This is a genomic window from uncultured Roseobacter sp. (genome assembly GCF_947488185.1).
Taxonomy (GTDB): Bacteria; Pseudomonadota; Alphaproteobacteria; order Rhodobacterales; family Rhodobacteraceae; genus Roseobacter.
Genome location: NZ_CANKYM010000002.1, coordinates 70923 through 90904 on the forward strand (window position 1 = coordinate 70923; position 19982 = coordinate 90904).

18 protein-coding genes and 2 pseudogenes are annotated in these 19982 nt (G+C 53.3%); 8 read left to right on the forward strand and 12 right to left on the reverse strand.

Going from position 1 to position 19982, the window contains the following annotated elements; translation table 11 throughout:
• Window positions 1–419: 419 nt before the first annotated feature.
• Window positions 420–1598 (reverse strand): annotated as a pseudogene (locus tag Q1A52_RS06235) (IS3 family transposase).
• 62 nt (window positions 1599–1660) lie between these two features.
• On the opposite strand from Q1A52_RS06235, the pseudogene Q1A52_RS06240 reads away from it, so the two are divergent.
• Window positions 1661–1981 (forward strand): annotated as a pseudogene (locus Q1A52_RS06240) (tyrosine-type recombinase/integrase); the annotation flags it as partial.
• 497 nt (window positions 1982–2478) lie between these two features.
• On the opposite strand, the gene Q1A52_RS06245 reads toward Q1A52_RS06240, so the two are convergent.
• Window positions 2479–2922 carry a MarR family transcriptional regulator gene (locus Q1A52_RS06245; RefSeq protein WP_300012440.1) on the reverse strand — a complete coding sequence of 148 codons (444 nt, stop codon included), beginning with the start codon at window positions 2920–2922 and terminating at the stop codon, window positions 2479–2481.
• A 160-nt stretch (window positions 2923–3082) separates the two neighbouring features.
• Here Q1A52_RS06245 and Q1A52_RS06250 point away from each other — a divergent pair, with 160 nt between their 5' ends.
• From Q1A52_RS06250 to Q1A52_RS06265, 4 genes are all read left to right on the forward strand, one after another.
• Window positions 3083–3814 (forward strand): VPLPA-CTERM sorting domain-containing protein, encoded by a 732-nt coding sequence (locus Q1A52_RS06250; RefSeq protein WP_300012444.1) that lies wholly within the window; start codon window positions 3083–3085, stop codon window positions 3812–3814.
• Window positions 3811–4104: a hypothetical protein gene (locus Q1A52_RS06255; RefSeq protein WP_300012447.1), complete on the forward strand. Its 294-nt coding sequence runs from the start codon at window positions 3811–3813 to the stop codon at window positions 4102–4104. The genes Q1A52_RS06250 and Q1A52_RS06255 overlap by 4 nt, the downstream gene beginning before the upstream one ends.
• A gap of 133 nt (window positions 4105–4237) precedes the next feature.
• Window positions 4238–6040 (forward strand): hypothetical protein, encoded by a 1803-nt coding sequence (locus tag Q1A52_RS06260; RefSeq protein ID WP_300012450.1) that lies wholly within the window; start codon window positions 4238–4240, stop codon window positions 6038–6040.
• Between the two features lie 184 nt (window positions 6041–6224).
• The gene (locus Q1A52_RS06265; RefSeq protein ID WP_300012453.1) at window positions 6225–6560 is read left to right on the forward strand and encodes a DUF1992 domain-containing protein; all 336 of its coding nucleotides are present in this window, start codon (window positions 6225–6227) and stop codon (window positions 6558–6560) included.
• Window positions 6561–6787: 227 nt separating this feature from the next.
• Here the strand turns inward: Q1A52_RS06265 and Q1A52_RS06270 are convergent, their stop codons facing one another.
• From Q1A52_RS06270 to Q1A52_RS06285, 4 genes are all read right to left on the reverse strand, one after another.
• Window positions 6788–7126: a hypothetical protein gene (locus tag Q1A52_RS06270; protein WP_300012456.1), complete on the reverse strand. Its 339-nt coding sequence runs from the start codon at window positions 7124–7126 to the stop codon at window positions 6788–6790.
• 236 nt (window positions 7127–7362) lie between these two features.
• Entirely contained in the window at window positions 7363–8754 is a 1392-nt protein-coding gene (locus Q1A52_RS06275) for a HEPN domain-containing protein (RefSeq protein WP_300012459.1), read from the reverse strand.
• A gap of 100 nt (window positions 8755–8854) precedes the next feature.
• A complete protein-coding gene (locus Q1A52_RS06280) occupies window positions 8855–10444 on the reverse strand; it encodes a DUF5677 domain-containing protein (RefSeq protein WP_300012462.1) in 1590 nt (529 codons plus the stop codon).
• Between the two features lie 225 nt (window positions 10445–10669).
• Window positions 10670–12325, reverse strand: a complete 1656-nt coding sequence (locus Q1A52_RS06285; protein WP_300012465.1) for a YecA family protein — start codon at window positions 12323–12325, stop codon at window positions 10670–10672.
• A 148-nt stretch (window positions 12326–12473) separates the two neighbouring features.
• Between Q1A52_RS06285 and Q1A52_RS06290 the strand changes: the two genes are divergently transcribed.
• Window positions 12474–13526 carry a hypothetical protein gene (locus Q1A52_RS06290; protein WP_300012468.1) on the forward strand — a complete coding sequence of 351 codons (1053 nt, stop codon included), beginning with the start codon at window positions 12474–12476 and terminating at the stop codon, window positions 13524–13526.
• A 179-nt stretch (window positions 13527–13705) separates the two neighbouring features.
• On the opposite strand, the gene Q1A52_RS06295 is transcribed toward Q1A52_RS06290, so the two are convergent.
• From Q1A52_RS06295 to Q1A52_RS06320, 6 genes are all read right to left on the reverse strand, one after another.
• Window positions 13706–14119 (reverse strand): hypothetical protein, encoded by a 414-nt coding sequence (locus Q1A52_RS06295; protein WP_300012471.1) that lies wholly within the window; start codon window positions 14117–14119, stop codon window positions 13706–13708.
• 385 nt (window positions 14120–14504) lie between these two features.
• A complete protein-coding gene (aac(6'), locus tag Q1A52_RS06300) occupies window positions 14505–14951 on the reverse strand; it encodes an aminoglycoside 6'-N-acetyltransferase (RefSeq protein WP_300012473.1) in 447 nt (148 codons plus the stop codon).
• 874 nt (window positions 14952–15825) lie between these two features.
• Complete coding sequence (locus tag Q1A52_RS06305; protein WP_300014888.1) at window positions 15826–16344, reverse strand: DUF421 domain-containing protein; 519 nt, start codon at window positions 16342–16344, stop codon at window positions 15826–15828.
• Window positions 16345–16422: 78 nt separating this feature from the next.
• Entirely contained in the window at window positions 16423–16620 is a 198-nt protein-coding gene (locus tag Q1A52_RS06310) for a CsbD family protein (protein ID WP_299673325.1), read from the reverse strand.
• A 252-nt stretch (window positions 16621–16872) separates the two neighbouring features.
• On the reverse strand, window positions 16873–17517 hold the full coding sequence (locus Q1A52_RS06315) for a DUF998 domain-containing protein (protein WP_367277997.1): 645 nt from the start codon (window positions 17515–17517) through the stop codon (window positions 16873–16875).
• A gap of 81 nt (window positions 17518–17598) precedes the next feature.
• Window positions 17599–18018 (reverse strand): PRC-barrel domain-containing protein, encoded by a 420-nt coding sequence (locus Q1A52_RS06320; protein ID WP_300012477.1) that lies wholly within the window; start codon window positions 18016–18018, stop codon window positions 17599–17601.
• A 437-nt stretch (window positions 18019–18455) separates the two neighbouring features.
• Between Q1A52_RS06320 and Q1A52_RS06325 the strand changes: the two genes are divergently transcribed.
• Window positions 18456–19529, forward strand: coding sequence for a PRC-barrel domain-containing protein (locus Q1A52_RS06325; RefSeq protein WP_300012480.1), 1074 nt, complete (start codon window positions 18456–18458; stop codon window positions 19527–19529).
• Window positions 19530–19699: 170 nt separating this feature from the next.
• On the forward strand, window positions 19700–19954 hold the full coding sequence (locus Q1A52_RS06330) for a GlsB/YeaQ/YmgE family stress response membrane protein (RefSeq protein ID WP_300012483.1): 255 nt from the start codon (window positions 19700–19702) through the stop codon (window positions 19952–19954).
• Window positions 19955–19982 lie beyond the last annotated feature (28 nt).

The following is a 19982-nucleotide window of genomic DNA, read 5'->3' on the forward strand; positions in this document are numbered from 1 at the left end:
TGCATGCTCTCTCAAAATTTTTCGATGCGCGCTGGGAGTATGGGCCCCGGACTGATCAATGAAACAATCCGAGATAGTTACATCGCCCAAGATTCGACGGCTTCTGATCTTCGCTGCGCCGGTCACGAACGGCAGCAGAGCGCAGTAAACCGGACACTGCAAAATTGCAAAGTTGGGACGGTTTCCCAATCTAGTCCGGCCCGAACCGGACCTTCATCATGACCACGGGTGCTGCAAAGCAGCTTCCCCGAAGCAGACGTTGATACTCAGCGCAGCTATCAGCTTCACATGGTGAACACGAACGTCACCCCGTCGACCTACAACGTGCGGCTTGTCGGACTGCGGTTCTTCTTCGAGACGACCTGCAAGCGCCCCGAGATGAAGGAATGCTTGTGACCCAGCCCCTTGATCCGGGCCGTCTAGGTGTAGAATCCGTTCCTGTTTCTTTCTGTTGATTGGGTTGTGGTCAAGGCCTGCTGATCGGAGCCCTTGCGGAGCTCAAGCGAGGCAGGCCGGGTGCTGCGGTTGAGGTTGGCGTAGACAGTCGGAGCCAGCCCGCCAAGCGATGTATGTGGTCTTTGCGTGTTGTAATCGATCCTCCAGTTTTCGATGATCTTCCGTGCTTCAGCGAGATTGCCAAAGATGTGTTTGTTCAAGCATTCATCTCGCAATCGGCCATTGAAGCTTTCCACAAATGCGTTTTGCATTGGCTTGCCAGGCGCGATGTAATGCCAACCAACGCCGGTTTCCTGGCACCACCTCAGCACTGCGTGAGATGTCATTTCCGTCCCGTTATCTGAGACGATCATATCGGGCTGGCCGCGTCTGTGGATCAGATCATCCAGTTCGCGGGTCATCCGCGCTCCTGACAACGAACGATCCACGACAGTTGCCAAGGCTTCGCGTGTGCAATCATCCACGATGCATAGAACACGGAACCGCTGACCATACTCAAAGGCGTCCGACACGAAGTCCAGTGACCAGCGTTGGTTGGCGCGATCCGGCACAAGAATGGGCCTGCGTGTGCCTAAAGCCCGCTTTCGCGACCGTCTTCGGCGCACTGCCAACCTGTCTTCGCGGTAAAGCCGGAACAATTTCTTGTGGTTCACTTCAAACCCCTCTCTGGCAAGCAAGATGCCCAAACGACGATACCCGAACCGGCGTCGTTCATTCGCCAATTCGCGCAGCCGCTTACGCAGAGCATCATCGCCCCGATCCTGCTTTTGATACTGAAAGACAGACCTGTGCAGATCAGCCAATTCGCACGCCCGACGCTCACTGAGAGCCATGCCGATCCATCACGTCCGACACAACCCTGCGCTTCACATCAGGCGTCAGTAATTTTTTGTGGCGAGATCCTTAAGCGCGGCGTTGTCCAGCATCGCATCTGCAAGCATCCGCTTCAGACGATTGTTCTCGTCCTCAAGCACCCGCAGCTTCTTTGCGTCAGACACATTCATCCCGCCAAACTTGGCCTTGTACTTGTAAAATGTCGCGTCGCTGATCCCGTACTTCCGGCACAGTTCCTGCGCATTCACACCAGCCTCGTACTCTTTGATCATCCCAATGATCTGCTCATCACTAAATCTGCGTTTCATAGTCCATCCTTTGCTTGGACAGATTACTAGCACCTCAGTGGCCTGATTTCAGGGGGCTGGGTCACTTGCATTTCCGCACGGAGCCGCGCAAGCTGCCCGCGGTGTTCAGCGCCGAAGAGGTGTTCGAGCTGTTGAAGGTCGCGCCAGGGCCGGGGCTGAAGTACCGGGCGGCACTCAGCATCTCGTACTGCACGGGGCTCCGAGCGTCTGAGGTCTGCAACCTCAAGGTCAGCGATATCGACAGCGACCGGATGCTGATCCATGTTGAACATGGAAAGGGTGGCAAGGACCGCAAGGTGATGCTGTCACCCGGATTGCTGGACCTTCTGCGCGACTATTGGCGCGAGGCGCGGCCTGACGGGTGGTTGTTTCCTGGCAAACCGAACACCTCCCAGAAATCAGGCCGCATGACGAAACGCCCATCTCCTGCCTGTCCTCCGATCCGACGCTCATGATGTCGGGCAGAGATGACCTTTGGCTCGAAACCATGCACGGAGCATGAGCAGATGAGAACCAACGGCGCAAAACACGCCAAATCCCCAACCGGTACGCCAAAGGTCGTCCAGCTTATCGACCAGATTTGCCAGGCTCAGCGAAACTCAAGCCAAAATCAACGGCAGATGCTCGTGCTTTCCCCATAGAACAGCGCAAGCACCCCGCGGCTTCCACCTTGTCAGATTTGTCAACGCGGGCCATCCCGCCAAGACCAACCTAACCACCTGGCCCGCATAAAAAAATCTTAGACAAAGCAAACTTTAATCGCACATGCGCTAATGACTGCTTGTGACAGTCTTATCTGCGCAAAAGCGAAGCTCACCAAAGCCCCGCCTCATGCGATAAGCGTAAGCTTTGGGTGCTTGGAGTGTGCAAATCTCAAAACTCAATGAGACGAAAATTCGGCGAGCAATGCGGATTGAACTTTGTGGAACGCGGCGATTTCAGCGTTTGTAAAACGTTCGGCAAAGGCGCATATCTGAGCGACCTCACGAGCACGGATGCTTTCAATAATCGGACGACTTCTCTGTGTCAGTTTGTAATACTTTGAGCTTTTGTGACTTGGGTTCGGTTCACTATCAACGAGGCCCAGGTTTTCCATTTCCTTTAATTCGCGACCAACAAATTGACGTTTCACGTCCAGATACCGAGTGATCTCCGGTGCGGTGGCTTTCCCAACGCCGAACAACACTTCCAAAATTGCGCGCTGCCCCACGCTAATACCCGTACCTTTCAAATCTGCTTCCACGCGCGCCGTGATGTATCTCAGCAAGGGGCGGGTCATCTGTATTCCCGCATAAAGTTTCTCTTGTGATGTCTGTTTGGTCACTGTGAACGTCCTTACCAATTTTTCGCAGGTTGCAGGTTGTTCAGGGGTAACGCAAGCACATCCAGTCAACTCAGTTGACATTCAATGGGGAATCACCTAATTGTCAACTCAATTGACGTATTTGAAATGAATACTCAGAAAACAAAAAAGAGAGTAGACCATGAATTTTTGTGCGATTGCAGCAGCATTTATTGCTGCTTCCTCGAGCGCCGCTTCGGCAAGTACCATTACCGAAATTACTGATGCTGGCCGGTCCATGGCGACCGCGTTCGACGTTACCGATGGCACCACTGCGGTAAGTGGAAGCCTCATCAACACATCAATCTCGGATGTCGACCTTTATAGTTTCCGGCTGCGTGAAGCGACCCGGCTGACGGTTCGTGTGTTGTCGACAGCGTTTGATGCCAACCTTCTTTGGTTCAATGACCGTGGTCAGGGACTGGCGGGAGACGATGATATTGAAAGCAGTTGCGACAACTACACAAACCTGACGGTTGGTGACTCGTGTCTCTCGTTGGATCTGTTGGCAGGCACTTACTTTGTCGGTGTTGGTGACAACAATACCGGGGCCTTTGAAACAGCCGCTGACGCCGCCACTGGGCGGAATGAAATTTTCGACAACGACGACGGAATACTTGCAGACCCGACGATCAGAATTCTGAGCTTCATTGGCGACGAAAATGGCGATGTCCATTTGAACGACGAAGGGGACTATTTGCTCGACTTCAGCACAGCTGTCTACGCCGCCTCGGACCCTTCGGTTGTACCGCTCCCCGCGGGTTTGCCATTATTGCTCGCCGGTCTGGGCAGCCTGGGCGTTGTTCGGAGATTCAAAGCACGTGTGTCATTCAATCCGACTATCCACACTTCGCAGGACTGGAAAGCAGCATGAAAACCCTCGTTATCAATGGGGCACTTTTTCTGCTCATCTGCGCAGCGGCTATTTCGGAAGCTCAAGACGCCGAGTTGGGCTCGGATGAACTCAACCTGATTGTAGACAGCTTTGAACGCGCTGGTTTTGATACCCGACCGCTTTCACCACAAGCGGATCGGCAGATGCCGGGCAGCGATTACAACAATCTGGTCAACGAGAGCTTTCGGCGTGCCGGAATGGGTGGGTTTGCACATTTCGCTCCCTGCTCCCGGGAGCAGACCCCTACAACGCATCGCATTCCCTGCTGACGGCGTCACTTGACGTCCTGCGCATTTGATCCGGGAAATGAATTCCCGGTCGTGGCAGAGGAAACTCTTGCCGAAACACTACCAACCTAGGGGTTGCCAGAGCAACCCTCATTAACAAGTGAAAGACTTAGATATGAAAGACTACACACTCAGAGGAACATCAGGACACGATTTTCTGCGTGCCTGGTTGCCAGGAAGTCATTACATTCACGCCGGGTCCGGCAACGATGAGATTGTCGGGAGCAATTACGGCGATCTGATCTACGGATATTACGGGAATGACGTTATCTACACCGGTACAGGTGATGATACCGTCTACGGCGGCGGCGGAGACGATAACCTCGTTTTGTCCGCGGGCGATGATTACTTGCACGGCGGCACGGGGTCAGATTTCGTGTCCCTTGCCTATGCCGAAGATAGCGTGACGGCAGATCTGAATGCCGGATATGTCCGCTCGACCATTGGTGATCGCGCCAATATCGGCAACAACACGATCAACTACATCGAAAACGTTATCGGTTCGAAATACAAGGACGTCGTCTACGGCAACTCTTCGGCGAATGTTGTCTATGGTGGCGGCGGCAATGATCATATCCAACTGCGTGGCGGCAATGACAAAGCCTATGGTGGCGAAGGGCATGACACCTTCATCGAAGGTGCGGGAAATGATTTTTACAGCGGTGGAGCGGGGTTCGACAAACTTATGCTCGACTACTATGATCCGGCCGATGGCAAAGGTGCCTGGCTCGATGTGACCAAGGGCACACTTCAATCCCGCGGTGGAGATCTGGACATCGGGTTCAACCGGTTCCAGGGCATCGAGCGGTTTGATCTGACGCATGGCGACGACATTGTGGATAGCTCGGACCACGTCCGGCAGATAATCAATCTTGAACGCGGTGATGACATGATCACGGCCGGATTCAACGATGTGATCAATGGCGGGCGTGGCAAAGACACGCTTAATCTGTTCAAGAACGGGGTCAAAATTGACCGGTACGAATTAAAGGAAGGCAAAGGGTACAACGGCGAAAAGGTACTCTTGGAATTCAAGAACTTCGAGGTCTTCCTCGGCTCTGAGTCCGCCGAAACCTTCAGAATTCCTTACAAGAATGACTTGACCGTTTATGCCAAAGGCGGAGACGACACACTCATAGCATCGGGTCAGAACCTTGTTCTGAGCGGCGATGACGGTAACGATACCGTCAGCCTGCATAACGCCAGCGGCAAGTTCTATGGCGGGAATGGACAAGACGAGTTTCACGTCTCCAACACTTCCGGGGAAATTTACGGCGGTGCGGGGCATGATAAGGTTCATATCTCCAAGTCGGGAACGATGGACGAACTGATTTATGTCCAGGACGCAGAAGTTTTTCTGGAAGGTGACAGTTCTGGATATATGGTCTGGTTTGTTGACGATGCGGAAGACCTCTATCGCAGTACGGATACCGTCTATGTCAATGATGCTCTCGCGGTACACGGAACCGATCATGACGATACATTCATCGGTAATTCGCAATCAGACTACGGGATCAGTATCCGAGCTGGCGATGGCAATGACGAGATTTTTGGCAGCAACAAAGTTGATCGTATCGAGGGCGAAGGTGGCGATGATTTACTCTCAGGTGGAGCGGGTGCCGACATCTTTGTCTTCAACGGCAACAAAGGTGCCTTCGGTGATGACAACATCATCGACATCACGTTGAGCACGAACGAGAAGTACGCGGATGATCTTTTGTTTATCGACGTACATCGGGTCGGTTCGGGCGGCCTATACGATTCGTTTGATGATTTCGATACAAATGGTGATGGGTTTGTCACTGCCGCCGACGACGACATCGCGCAGGTCGGTGCTGATCTGGTCATGAGCTTTGCCGAGGGGTCGGTCACAATCGAGGGCATTAATGTTTTGTCGGAAGAAAACTTCTTTTTTTAGAGGTCCGCGGGAAGTAGCTCGAAACCCTCATCGCCGTCCCACGATCAGAAACAAAGCTTAGAGATAGCGAACGGCCCGCCATCTCGGGCTGCCAATTCAAATGGTTTCATGGCGTAAAGAGTTTGCTTGTTTTTACCCCACCCCATCCCAGTCACCACTAACACCTAACGAAAGGGCCCGTTCCATGACCCGAAGTTTCCGAAGCCTGATCGAACGGCAAATCCAAAAAGCGCGATTGCAGGGCCAATTGGACAACCTTGAAGGCGAGGGAAAACCCTTGCCTGACAGAACAGCGGAAACGCAAACAGACGCCGCAGAAGCCGCAGGTTTCCGTATCATGGCTCAGGCAGGTGTGCTGCCGCAGGAAATCGAGTTAAAAAAAGAGATCGACTCACTTTACAAAAGCCTTCAGACGACTGACATCGAAGAAGAGCGAAAAGCAATTACGACTAAGATCTCTCGACTGGATCTTCGCTACAACATTGCCCGCGAAGCACGTCAAAAATTTATGAGACACTAGCTGGCAGCGCATTCCTAGTGTGGAACTCAAGTCGCCATTTTGGGAGGTATTTGCAGAGCATCCGACGTCGGGTTCCGAGATGAGATTTTATCCACGCTAGAACCACGCAATACTATTTGAAACGGCCCATTGCGGACTTCCAGTACTTGGTCAATCGCTGCAACGCAGCTACCTCAATCCTGCCGTTAATTCGTAGCCAGACATTGAGCCCAGTACATGTCTGACAGCTATCTATCAAACCGCCCTTTTGGTTTTCCCAGGCGAGGAGGAAGGGATCGCAGCTTGTGCTTGGTCTTTGGTTTAGGCTCTTTCGGCCGGTTGGCCTCTATCTCTCGCCGGCCTAGTTCGGTGATCCGATAGCCAAGAGTTCCGAACCATTTGTTGATACCAGCCTCAATCATCCTCCAACCTTCAAGATCCGAAAGCGTTTTATCACCAATACCGGGCGATAACTTGTTGCGAAGCACAAAAATCAATTCCCCGCCGCTTCGAGAGTCTTCGTAATCGCATTCTTCGCGTAGCTTTCGGAGAGCATCGAAGTGCAGCTTGGTAAGTTCGCAGTTCATCTCCAAACTCGCTTTTTTTGAAACTGGATTTTGCAGGACCAACGTTAATGGAGCGCAGGCATACCGCAACCTCCCTAAATTTAGGTGATGTTCTCAATCATCGTTCGACCCTTACCGGACGTTGGCTGAACCTTCGGGTTAAAGCGCCCGCAGCCCGCATAGCCGGCATTCTCTGCAGTTGCGCGATCTGGAGATATTCGAACTCACGGTCTGCGGACAATCGTAGCTGCGCAGAGTTAGTTGCAGGTCCCAGCATCACTCAGCAGAATCTTGAAGAGCGCCTGTTGGGTCAAATTGAAGCCGCTAATAAATGCACTTCGGCGGTCTTCCAAATTGCGTTTGCGCCTTGCGTCGGTTGCGCCATGAACAATTGCGGAGCGGACGTCATAGAACCGTTTTATTGCAGCGCGTATATCGTCCTTATGGGCTTCATCGGCACCCAGCAGTTCGGCCATGCCGTCCTGGAGTGTTCGACTTATCCCACCGCCTTTCGGCCTAAACATCAATTCTAACGATTGCGAAACATCCAGAATTCGGTCGTTGGCACCAAAACGACCTAAGCGGGCCAAAGCTTCTGAAAGGCGATGAATGACTGGCGCAAGGCGTTCAAATTCCTCATCGCTTCGTTTGCTATAGGCTTGTTTGGCCAAATCGATCGAGCTGTTCTGGAGTTGTGGAGGGGTTCGAAAAGGATCATGCCGACGTCCAACTTGTCGGATCGGTTGGTAGCCACCTTGACTGTGAGCCAACCCCAACAAGCCATGTGCGGATCGATGCAAGCATCCGTGCATCAACATGAAAGGTAAGATCGGCGTTTGGTTCGCGATGGACAGGATCTCCAAAAACGTGAGAGCGTCATCCTCAAATCTGGTTGGCCAGCTGGGACGCTCCTCCCGATAGTCAGTCTTCCTCCGGAACGTAGGTCGCCAATTGAACGGTCGCACCACAGCGCCAATCTGCCGCCAATCACGCCGATCCATCTCCTCTGGCACAAAATCCCAGATCCGTTCGCGATCCAGATAATCTGAGAGGGCGGCAGCGGGTTTGACGACTAAACCCTCCTGAATCTCAAATTCGTTGCCAATTTCGGGACCATGGAAAAGCAGTAAGTCGTAGCCCAAATCGAGCCCGTTTGGGACATCAACTTCTAAGGTCGTCAAACTCAGATCAAGGATCGATCCAAGTTCGTTCGCGGCTTTCCTATATCCGCCATCTCCATGGTCATGTGCGCGTTCCAGAAGACCAGCCACGATCTGTGTCAGCCAAGTGAGCGACGTCCCGTTCAGTACTTTGACGTAAAACTCGTCATTACCAATACGCGTTCCAAGTGCCCTAGCGAGTGATGGGTGTGACCTCAGGATACCTCTTACCTGGTCAAGCACTTCGCGAAGCGGCTTGTAGTATTTCTTCTCAGCGGATCGTGAGGCCATGCGCGCGAGATCATAGAGATGGGCCACGTCATCTTTTGGAAAGGGTGTTTCATCCACTCCGTTGAATGACACTCGTGTCGGGTAAGAGTTCGCCTGCCAATATTCCTCAAGAAAGGGTGCTTGAACCTTTGCGAGTTGGCTCAGTGCTGGTCCCAAACTGTCGCACCATGTATCCAAAGTGTATGTCATCAGGCTCATTTAACTGAAAATGGTGAAGATGACCCGGCCCAAACCCTATTATGGTCAAGTGCGCGTGCAAAATTCTTGCCAGAACTACGCGTGTTTAACCTAATATACTCTATGTCTTTGTCTCAGGTGCTTCATGAGAATACAGGGAATTCAAAGTTTCAATAACATGATCCAAGGCACTGTCCGCGGTCGCAGTCACACCTGAAAACTTGTCAAATTCGCGAAATGTTTTGTTCAGGTACTTAGTGGCAAGATAGAGCCAATGAGGATCAGGTTCAAATTCCACAACCGCCCCGATCCAATGCTGGCGATGGCTTGGGTTGCTGCAGAACGTCGCATTGAATTGACCAACATGCGCCCAGCTTGAATGAACAGCATTGCTAAATGGTTGATAAACGTAGTTGTAAAAGTCGATGCAGTCAGCTTCCTCTGCCATCCTACGGGTGTTTAGGCCAGCCCAGTTACCCAAATTCACCTCGATGAACTGATCCATTCTTTGTGCGCCTAGCCAGGCCTTTTGCATCTCGACCATCTCTGCCAATTCATCGGCATCGTGCTTATCGGGTTCTTTTTCGATAGCCCTTTCGCGATGTGCAATTTCTAACTTCATTGCTCCAAGGCCATGCTCAATGAACAGTTTGGAGCGGCTAGACGCATCTCCACAAATCCATGCGAGCGTTATGAAAACGTCTCCCATACTCCGCAAGATCGTAGGCGCAGTGTTTGGTGTCCAAATGGCGGGCGCATTGGCAATTTCCAGGGTTATGGTCACCTGCCTTGCCAACAACGCACCGATAACTTCATAGGGTTCAATGTCAGCCAAGTCTGGCTTCCAAGCGTCCATTCGGTCTGACAACTCTCGTTTTGCTTTGTTCCTTAGACCAGTCACTAACTTGTCTAACGGGTCGTCAGAGACATCCTCATACTCAAGCTCGTATCGGTTCTCGCATCTTCCAACCATTCCAATTTCCCTCCAAAACTTTTTAAGCCATTCATCATGAGTCGGGGGTGGTCCGTCATATCCAAATTGGCCAAAGTTTGCAGGAGCGCCTGCTCTGAAGCTTCCCGCCGCTGACTTTGACGCCTCAGTGTCAGGGTAGCTCTCTATTGCTTCCAGATCAGAAATTGTTTTGTCCAATAGCTCTCTCGGCATTCTAAGCCTGCCTTGCGAGATCGCAGCATATGTCGCCACCGCTGCACTAAGTACAGCCTCTCTGCTAAAGCGGTCATATAGGGCGCTCAAGTGACCATTGATATTCGGGTGGATCTCTTTCTCAAGAGGAGGCAAATCGTCCGGTTTGTACAAGAACTCCAGAGGGTGGCCCGGACAAACTTTGTGAAGGGGATAGAGGGCTCTCTTTATCTTGCTAGCCTCCGAAAAGCGTAGCTTTGCAACGACGCTTTCTTTCTGGTTAGTCGTGAGCTCAAGAAAGGCCGAAAACCGACAGAACGACGGGGTGGCGTCTTCGGGAACTGCTTCCTCCGCCAAATTGCACAACGACACTACCAGGCTTGCGCCCGCCTTTAGCCCATATCTGTCAACTAAAAGACTGATCCATATGGCTTCCGGACTGATATCTCGCGCCCAAATGAATGGGCGGTATGTATCGCCCATCGCCGCGAGAAAAGGTGGAACGAGCCTTCTTCTCTTACGAACATGATTGCCCAATACAGGTGAATTTTTGCTTTTCTTGGTCACTCGATTTGCCTTCTAAACTCACCGGCTCTGTCTAGTTGTCCACAATTTTCGCGAAGATTAACAACCCGTTCAAGCCGCCCTGCGGTTGTAGGATTTCAATTGGAGAAGACAATTTCTCGAACCTAGAGCTCTAGCCTACAAATGTACTGCACTCATCATACGAATGGTGGGTTCTTTGTGACCCCTCATAGTGGTAAAACGCAGCTCTTTGAGGATCTGTAATGATCATTCGACGGTTGTACGAGTTTGACGCCACGCAGACCACGCGGTTCGTTCGCAATAAACGATTGCCAGTTCATCCTGTGGCATCCTCGCAAGTTCCTCAAAGTCTTCTGCCCCGGTCATGAAACCCAGAAGCCGTTCTTTGTCCGTTTCTTTGTAAGACTGGTAAAAGAACTCCGCCAACTCTAACCAGTTCTGTGGTTCCGAACGCTTTTCTTCAAGTCTACCGAAGAACGTTTCAGGATGCCGTCGCCATGCCGCCCATTCGCGTTCGGTAAGTTCATGTGAAACCATTACGCGCCGTCCATCTTCAAGGCGATACACGCCCTGAGCTTTTCCCCATGCTTCCACGACAATGGCCTGTTCCAACACGCCGGAAACCAATTTACCCGCTTCATCTGGTACCATATACTGGTTCCCAACCCGCAGTCTTGGGTGCTCATAGTCTTCACCAAATGCGAATTCGGGAATCTCCCCGTCAAATGTAATTGGGATATGGCTGTGCTCTTTCAGTGAATCGAACAAGACAAGGATTTCTTTGTGGCGCTCAAGATTTTCTAGGTATTCTTTGAAACGGCTAATCTGAGCGCGCGGGCCGAAATCGGCGATGCGGTAACCTTCTGCTACCGCCTGCAAGCCAATGTCAGCCGCTTCCAGATTGTTGTGATACGCATGATTAGTCACTACGACATACGCTGGGGGATAGTGCTTCCCTCCACTATCAAGGAAATCCTCTGCTTCTCTGACCTGATCAAGTGCGGACTCGACCCACGTTCCCGAATAGTCTTCTCCGACGACATCAGGAATGTTGACCTCGATAAAGACAACTCGCTCATGGCCTGCGCGCTTACGAAGAGCCTTCGCCAGCTTTTGCCCGACACGCAGGCGCTTGGCATCATCGATCGGCCCGTCCATGCCAATAGTTCTATTGCGGGCCTTCACTTCAACTGCAAACTGACGCCTGGTTTGTGGATGCGTTGCAATGAACTCCACATGGCTATCGCTTCCATCCTTTTCGTTCTCGTACTCAATCTCAAACCCAGCCTTGAGAACTGCCGCCGAGGCATACGTTTCAAAGAGCTTTCCGATGAAGTCGTCGGTTCTTGCGCTCTTGAGACGGTGGACAAAGCTCTGAAGGATCGCTTCGGCCTTCCCCGGCTCCGAATGATGCGCAATGAGATACAGGTTATACGCAAGGTTCAGGAATGCCCGTTGCGCCCCGGTTATGGGGCCAGAAAACAACCCATTCTTCTCGACGGCCATCTTTCGTGCATCGCTCATGGCCTGATCAAACCAACGCACAATCTGATGGCGCTCTTCAGGCGGCCTTTTTCGCTGCTTTTCGGTCCAGTCTCTCCCGAGCACCATAAAGATGTACTCACGTAGGAAGTCGTGAAAGGTCTTCCAGTTGGGCGAGTAGTAGACACGGTTCCCCACGGCAACGATGCGTTGTCCATGAAACTCGGTTGAGATGATTGGCTTGCCGAGCCCTTGTTGTTTTTGGCGTTGGGCATTTTCGGCCTCAACCTCCTGTAGTTTCGCTTCGAAAGCATCATCGGCACCGGGAAAGAAAGCATTGCCTGCGAGTTGCCCGTGGCAATGCTTGAACTTCTTGCCGCTGCCGCAAGGGCAGGGTTGGTTGCGCCCGATTTTCGCCAACGTAGGGGCCTTAGTTGTGTTTCCTGTAAGACAGTTTGAAACCTACCGAGTGAAATGATAATTCTCGCAAGAACATTATGGGAACATTTTTTCTGAGGGCAAGTGCGCGCGTGACGTTGCCCTTGGTCGAAAAAGGGGAGTTGCACCGATGCAGGTTGGTATAATTGACTTGGAGCGTCTTTCGGAGATTCCCAAGCGTCATTGGGCCGCCCATGAATTCTGCTTCTACATCCACGACCTGATCGCCCATCTGACCCGCGTTGCGGAAGAAATTGGCGCGGGCGAACTAAGAATTCAGCTTCGGGACGAAGCGGATCTGGAGGCACTAAGGACGTCGGAGGACCCTGTTGAGTTTCTGATAGCAACGGGCCGTACCGAGGAAGAGCGGCGGTTGATGGTAAATCACGTATGCCGCGCGCTATTCCCTGACATGTTGAACTTTATACATGGTGGTTTGATCGCGCTTGAAAAACGAAAATTCACTATGGCGCTTTCCTTGTTTCGAAAGCCGTTCAAGGAAGGCTTGCCCATCTTGGCGCTAATGAGTGCCGACGAAGGAGAATTTTTCCAGAAACTCAAGTCCGATCCCCGAAGGTACTTCGACGGGCAAGAATTCAACGCTCCTGCAAAAAAGGAGATAATCGCTGCGGCAATCGATATATGCGATGGGATGGAATTTGCGCAACCGGACGCGCTTTTTTCGATCCTCTTCGACTATGACAATGATGGCGGTTTGGCAGGGCTGTTCGACAAAGCAACGCACTTATTCACACGCCGATCAAAGAACGCCACTGAAGACTACAACATCAACTTCATTTTCAAGAATCCCCGCGACAACGACATTTACGATTCCTGCTACCGTCAGATTGCTTACGTTCTCCTATTTGTACATTTGCTGCAGATTGAACTTCTCAGCCGTATGGGTTTCCCGAAGGCTAACTATCTCGACCACCTTACGCGCGTCTCAGTAGGCGGTTTTGAGGCTATCTTTGGTAACGGACCCTCGCGGATGGTCAAATTCTTCAATCAAGAATTCCGTGAATTCATGGAGTGCCCGCTTTGCGGCGAACAAATTCGACTCAGGAAATCCACAGCGGCGAAGTTTTTTCTGACCGAAATGTTGGTCTGCAGCCGATGCGGTCACGAACACCAGTTGCCGGTCAGTTGGATATTCACCAGGGCCACGAAGGAGGAAGAGTGAGCACCTATCTAGAGTGTTTCATGCGAAGCTCCAATCCTGGCCAATGTCCGCTTCGACGCTAGTAAGAAAACACAGGTGCATTTGCAGCGAACGTCTCCTTTCCGCCCGCCCTGAGGGAACCATGGGTCTCAGGATGCGGTAGGATCGTGTCCGCTTTGGGCTGTGTCTGGCCGTTGCCTCTACTCGCGCGACTTAGTTATCTTAACATCAGTGTATTGAGCACTGGGGAAGCCAATTCTTCTCTCTCCATCAATGACCTCATAGATGGGTTTGGTCAGTCTTGTGGTGACTTGGACCTTAGCTTCCAAATCATGATGACAGACGTTTTCGGGTAGTAAAGAGAAGGCTTCACCATCATTGCTCTTGGGGAGAGTCTCTCGTTTTTGTTCGGAGACCACCTCCAAACCTCTGACAAGAACTATGAGAACCTCATTCTCAAAGACCGCAGTGTTGTCCCAGAATGCAACATCTACATTGTAAGGTGCCAACGTCCGACGAGAATTGCGGTACTGACCAACAACGCATACCATATCGGCTTCTGGAAAGATCTCTTCGAGCGAGCCGCCGGAGCCGTCAACAAGACGTTCAAACAAGGTCGGCTTGTCGGCAAAACATGGGGCTCCAAAGATAAGTTGTATACCTATGGCGCATAAAAGGTGCCTCATTTCGACCTTCTCTTCAGGACTGCAGCAACGGAAATCAAGTTGGTTCCTCAACCAACCTATCACGGTCAAGATACAAACGGCAGGCTTTCCCGCTGACCCGACAACAAACATGTCAGATCAATGTCCGGTTTGGGCTGTTAGTTACTTTTCAGCCGATTGCAAAGAACTCAAGGTCTACTTCGGGACCGAACATTGATTGCATCGCTTGATGTCAACGGCAGCAAGGTCCGCTTCCCGCCGTGCATGTGGATGCCGTTCTGTCAAAATTGGCAGGTCACATCGAGTCTGCTTAGGGCTGCTCCGGCCAATCGCCCTAAAGCTCCTTGCGAAAATAGACGACGCGTTCAGTCTCTTCGAAGCCCAAAGACAAGTGAAACGCATGACTTGCCGCATTGTCGATATGTGCGTCAGAGGCGAACTCTGAACAGCCTCGCTCATTTGCCCACGATTGGACCGACTTCAACAATAGCCGTCCGACGCCTGAGCCTCGGTCCTCAGGGCGGACAAAGATGCCCTCAAGGAAGGCAACTGGCGAAGTCTCGCATCTGTTGACATGATCGCGGCGCAAGGTTGCCTCGGCGAATGCACGAATGGTCGCCCCATCAACAACATCCAAAAAGACGATGCCGTCATGAGGACATTTGGCGAGCATCGCCGCAGCCTCATCCCGATGCTGTCCGAGAGACGTGTCATCCCAAAGCTGCGCGCGTAGATCAGCCCAAACTTGGATATCCGAAGAAGAAGCGGTCCGTATCGGCATGCTTCGACTCTGCTCACTTTTAGAGCGTCTGCAACGGGGCTCCTGCCGACAACTGACCAAAACAGTCAGATGACAGCTCAGAGCCGATTTTGACCGATGCTGCGGAATCTACGAATGTCCGCTTTCACAACACGGCTAGTTGGAACTTATCGGTTCGCTCTTTGGTGACGCGCGATAAAAACGCACCCCAAAGGAGCGGTTACCAACAAGCAAACCATAAATTCAGCCAGAATTGAGTCCATGAACCCGACAACACCTATGCCGCATAAAAAAGCAACTATATACGCGATAAAACAAGCTAGTGTTCGCAGTTCTATCTGAGACCTAGTCAGATTCTTCTCGCCAAACACAAGCCGGTCGGCAATGCGGACAGACCAAGTTAGTGCTTTTACAAGGCTGTACATTTCAAGTCGCTCCGCCAAGACGTTATTTGACGCCAAGAGTGATGCTCTCTTTTGCCTGAAAACATTGGGAGCACAACAGATTATCAAGATGCAAACCCATATGCAGACATTGGAGATCCCACTTTCGACGACCGCTTTGTCCGCGTTTGGATGGTCGGATTGAGCAACGGCGAAGGCATGGTGTCGGTTCGCGAGAAAGCGGCGTCTGTCAACGTCCGGTCTAGCGACATGCGCTGCGTTGCAACAAGAGACGTGCCGCAGGCGCGAGAGGATGCTGCGTCAGCAAGGCGCGAAAACCAAAGTCGGGTTTGTCCGCTTAGCAGACCTCTTAGCCTTGGTAGCCCCTAGGCTCAGCGCGTTGCACCGCCACATGTCCGCTACGAATGCAATGTGACCGATGGCACGCAGCGGTCCAGTGTCTCCTTTAGAGGCGCCGCCCAATCTGGGTCGGTCCAGCGAAACTGAGGCCATCAGCCAACGCCAGTCACATCGCGAAGGAGCCGTTTCTCAACCGCCGGACCGTGCAAGACCGAAATGTCGCCAGTTGTCTCCAGGACCACGGCGCGCACCTCGGAAAAATCGAGAACGTTGGCCTCTCGGAGCTTGGCCAGCAGGTCTTGCTCTGACACGCGACTTGCGTGCAGCGCGGCTTGAATGATTTCGCCTTCTCGCATCAGAAGCAAGGGACAGTTTTGAATGGCCGCCATGAATGTCGACGATGACTGCCTGAGCTTGGCGACAACAACCTGAACGGCGAGAAGCGCTGCAATCGAAAATAGGGCCTGGAAGAATGCGGCCCACTCGGTTGCCTGGCTCGCGCCAGCCAGCAATGAGCCGATTGCGACGGTGCCCACAAAGTCGAAGGCCGTCATCTTGGAGAAAGCGCGCAGCCCGGTTATCCTGACCGCGACGATCACCCAAAGGAGCGCCAATATTGCAAGGATCGTTCCTCGGGCGACCACATCTAGAACGTCTGGCTCGAAGAGCATTTCGGTCACTTTCTTTTCAATGGTCGGTGATTGCAGGTTTGGCGAGACACCACTGGTTTTGGCGTCTCGCCGAACTCGTCAGTGTTTGCTCAGAAACGCATCGACTTCCTGCTTGGCTTCTTCTTTGGATTTTCCGTATTTCGCCTGGATCTTGCCTTCGAGCGCTTCCCGCTCGCCATTGACTTCGGCGATCTCGTCATCCGTCAGCTCGCCCCACTGTGCCTTGATGTTGCCGGTCATTTGGTTCCATTTACCTTGAATCTGATCCCAATTCATATCTATCTCCAGCTGGTTTTTGCGCCACAACGGCAAGCTCGGATCGATAATCCGGAGCGTGTTGTGGCCTTAGATCTAAAGGCTTCACGCAAATGACCGGGTTTGCCCACCCTGCGTGCCGGGGAAAAAGCCGGAGACCTAAACTAGGACAGGATTTAAGCGGCAAGTCGACGCTGGTGTCGGCCTTTCGGCCCGAGCCCATGGCTGGCAGGGACAACGGGCGCGGGTCAATGCGCGGGGCCAGACATTCGCCTAACGCGCCCCATGAAGCATCTGTCCACGCTTGATGAACAGCCGAGCAAGCGTGATCACCAAGGCAAAGGCGATCACACCGAGATAGCGTTCATAGAGACCATCCACAGAATCCGGCAGAAGGAAGAAGACCGGGGCCGATACAACCCAAATCAGCGATATTGCGACAAGGATCGCCCCGTAGCGCCTGCCCGCTCGACGGGCCCCCTGGGACATCAGCCATGGCACCGCCGCCATGATCGCGCCAAGGCCATAGACCAGATAGATGTGGATCACGACACCGTCCGAGTCACGATCACCATATTCGTTGCGGGCGCCGATCAGGAACACCAGCAAGCCGAGCAGGGCCAGGCCCACGATGCCGATGCTCCACTTCCACCCGCCCATATGCACATGAGCAGACAGCAAGGCGGTGCAAATCAGCGATCCGGAAAACGCGTAGATGCCGATGTCCACGATGAACTCGTACCGGCCCGCGCCAAGGTCGCTGATCGTGTCGGCGATCCAATCGTGGTCTGGAACGACAAAATCGGCAATGAGGATCGATATGCTGAAAACGGCACAGCCGAGAATGGCGGCCCAGCCCAATGCGACCATGAGCAGTGGTTGGTCACTGACTTTTGGTGTGGACGTCTCGTCAGGCACAACGTTTGACCATGGTATCCGCGGATGGGTGAGACGGAAGTGGCCCGGCGGGCCACTTCGCTTGGGTTACAGACCTTTAGGTCAGTTCCACCATGCTTCGTCGACCGAGTCCATCTCTTCGAGTTGCTCTTCGGTCTTTCGGGTGACGATCACATAGGTTTTGTCGTCCACCGGCGTAAGGCGGATGTCATCCACGGGGACGAACACGTGCTTGTCACCGATGTCGAGAAAGCCGCCGACTTCAGCGACAATGCCAATCATCTGGCCGTCGCGGTCGAGAATGACGTCTTCGATTTCCCCGATATCATTCCAGTCGGGACCGACGCCTTCAGCTTCCCAGTTGCCCCAGGTATCTTGATCCATCGGGCCATTGAGCGTGTAGATGTCGCCGCCGGTGATGTCGCGCGTCCGGATCATGTTCGCGGTGTCCATGTGGGCTTCGGCAAGAGCCGGGCCTGTGGCGATCACGGCGATCAGGGCGGTTACGGAAAGTTTTTTCATTCTGACGTCTCCAATATTTTCTTCGTGTATCCAGACAATTGGGCTCTCAGGCGCTCCGTGGCCATCCTTCGCGCAGGGCGAAATGCCCAAGCATTAAACTGGAACAGTATTTAAAATGCCCGCTTCGGTGGTTTCTGTTCAACCGGCCGCTTCGGGCTGCCTTGATCAACAGGCACCGACGTCTGATCGGGGGCATGAAAGTCGGAAAACTTGTCAGGGATTAGTGCCTCGGGCCACCTCATCACGGCAAAAACTGCTAATTCCATGACAGCTTCAAGGGCTGGCATCTCTGTCGGTTCAGGCATCCGGCGGTAAGACAAAGGCGCGTCGTAAATGGGGCGCTCGAGCCAATCCGGAAATCAACTTTGTCCGAGGTCACACGATTTGAGCGCACGCCTCCGGGCAGTGCTCGATCCCGGTCATGCGAAGGAAACTATATGAGCCCGACACTGAAAACACTCCTCGGCACTGCCGCCATCGGCGCGTTGGCCGCAACGGGCACTCTCGCCCAGTCGACGACCGAAACCGACGCGACCGTCGTTCCCGCTGAAGTCGGACAGGTGGTCGTCGAGCAGGAAGATGCAACCGTCAATGTGACCGTGCCAGACCCCAACGTTGAAGTGACACAAGGCCAGCCCGTGGTCACGGTCGAGCAACCGCAACCCGAGATCACCGTGGTGGTGCCGGAACCCACCGTGAAGGTTCGCCAACAGGCCCCGATCATCACCGTTGAGCAGGCCCAGCCGCAGATCACGGTCGTGATCCCCGAGCCTGTTGTCACCGTGATGGTGCCCAAGCCTGAAGTGGATGTTGAGACGGGCGAGCCAATCATTGACCTTGATCAGCCCGAACCTGTCGTACGATTCATTCGCCCGGAGCCGAAGATCACCATCCAGGAAGCGCAGCCGCGCGTGGAATTCCAGCAAGGCGAGGCGCAGGTCAATATCTCTGATGCGCAGGAGGCCCGGATCGACGTGACGCAGGCCGACGCGCAAGTGAATCTGGAGCAAGGCGAGAGCGCCAATGTGTCCGTCACCAGCGAGGAGCCAGAGGTCAACGTCGTCGATGGCGGCGTAGCGAATGTCGAGGTTGAACAGATGCAGGCGCGCGTTGTCATGGAGGATTTTAAAGCGGATGCGGCCGGGAACATGGCTGACGAGGACCGCGCCCGCTATCAGGAGACGGTAAAGGTACTGCCGATCTTTAACCGCAAGGCCGAAGACTTGATCGGGCGGAGCGTTGCCACTGAAACCGGTGAAGACGTGGGCGAGGTCGATTTCATCGGTATACGCGGTCAAACGCTAGTGGCCGTCATCGGCGTTGGCGGTTTCCTTGGCATGGGCGAAAATGAAGTCGCAGTGCCGGTCGAGAAACTGATCCTGCGCAAAGACGAGCTGATCCTGCCCGAGTTCACGCAGTCCAAGCTGGAGAACATGCCTGAGTATAGCGAGACAGAAGTGCGCGTGCTCGACCCCGGTCTGCGCCTGGCCGAGCAACTCGGTCTCGACTGAGCGTCAGATTGATGCGGGCACCGGAACGTATCTTGATGGTGTAGGTAACGAGTTCGCTGCCGCCGGTGTCCCTCCGGCGGCGGCATTTTTTTTGTAAATGAGTACAGCGTGAGCGCCGAGATGCCGCTCGCATAACACCTCCCCTCAACTCTCGAAGAAGGACCTAAAGAATGACTGGAATAGGATGGATCGGATCACTGATCATCGGCGCGCTCGCGGGCTGGATCGCGGAGAAGATCATGAAATCGGACCAAAGCCTGCTTATGAATGTTGTGCTCGGTATCGTCGGTGCGCTGGTCTTGAACTGGCTGCTGATCGCGATCATCGGCACGACGCTTGGCGGGTGGATCGGTCAGTTGATCGTTGCCGCTGCTGGTGCCTGTATGCTGATATTCGTGGCGCGCCTTGTTCGCAGGAAGACCTGAGCGGAGATCAGCTGGCGGTGCGGGCCGC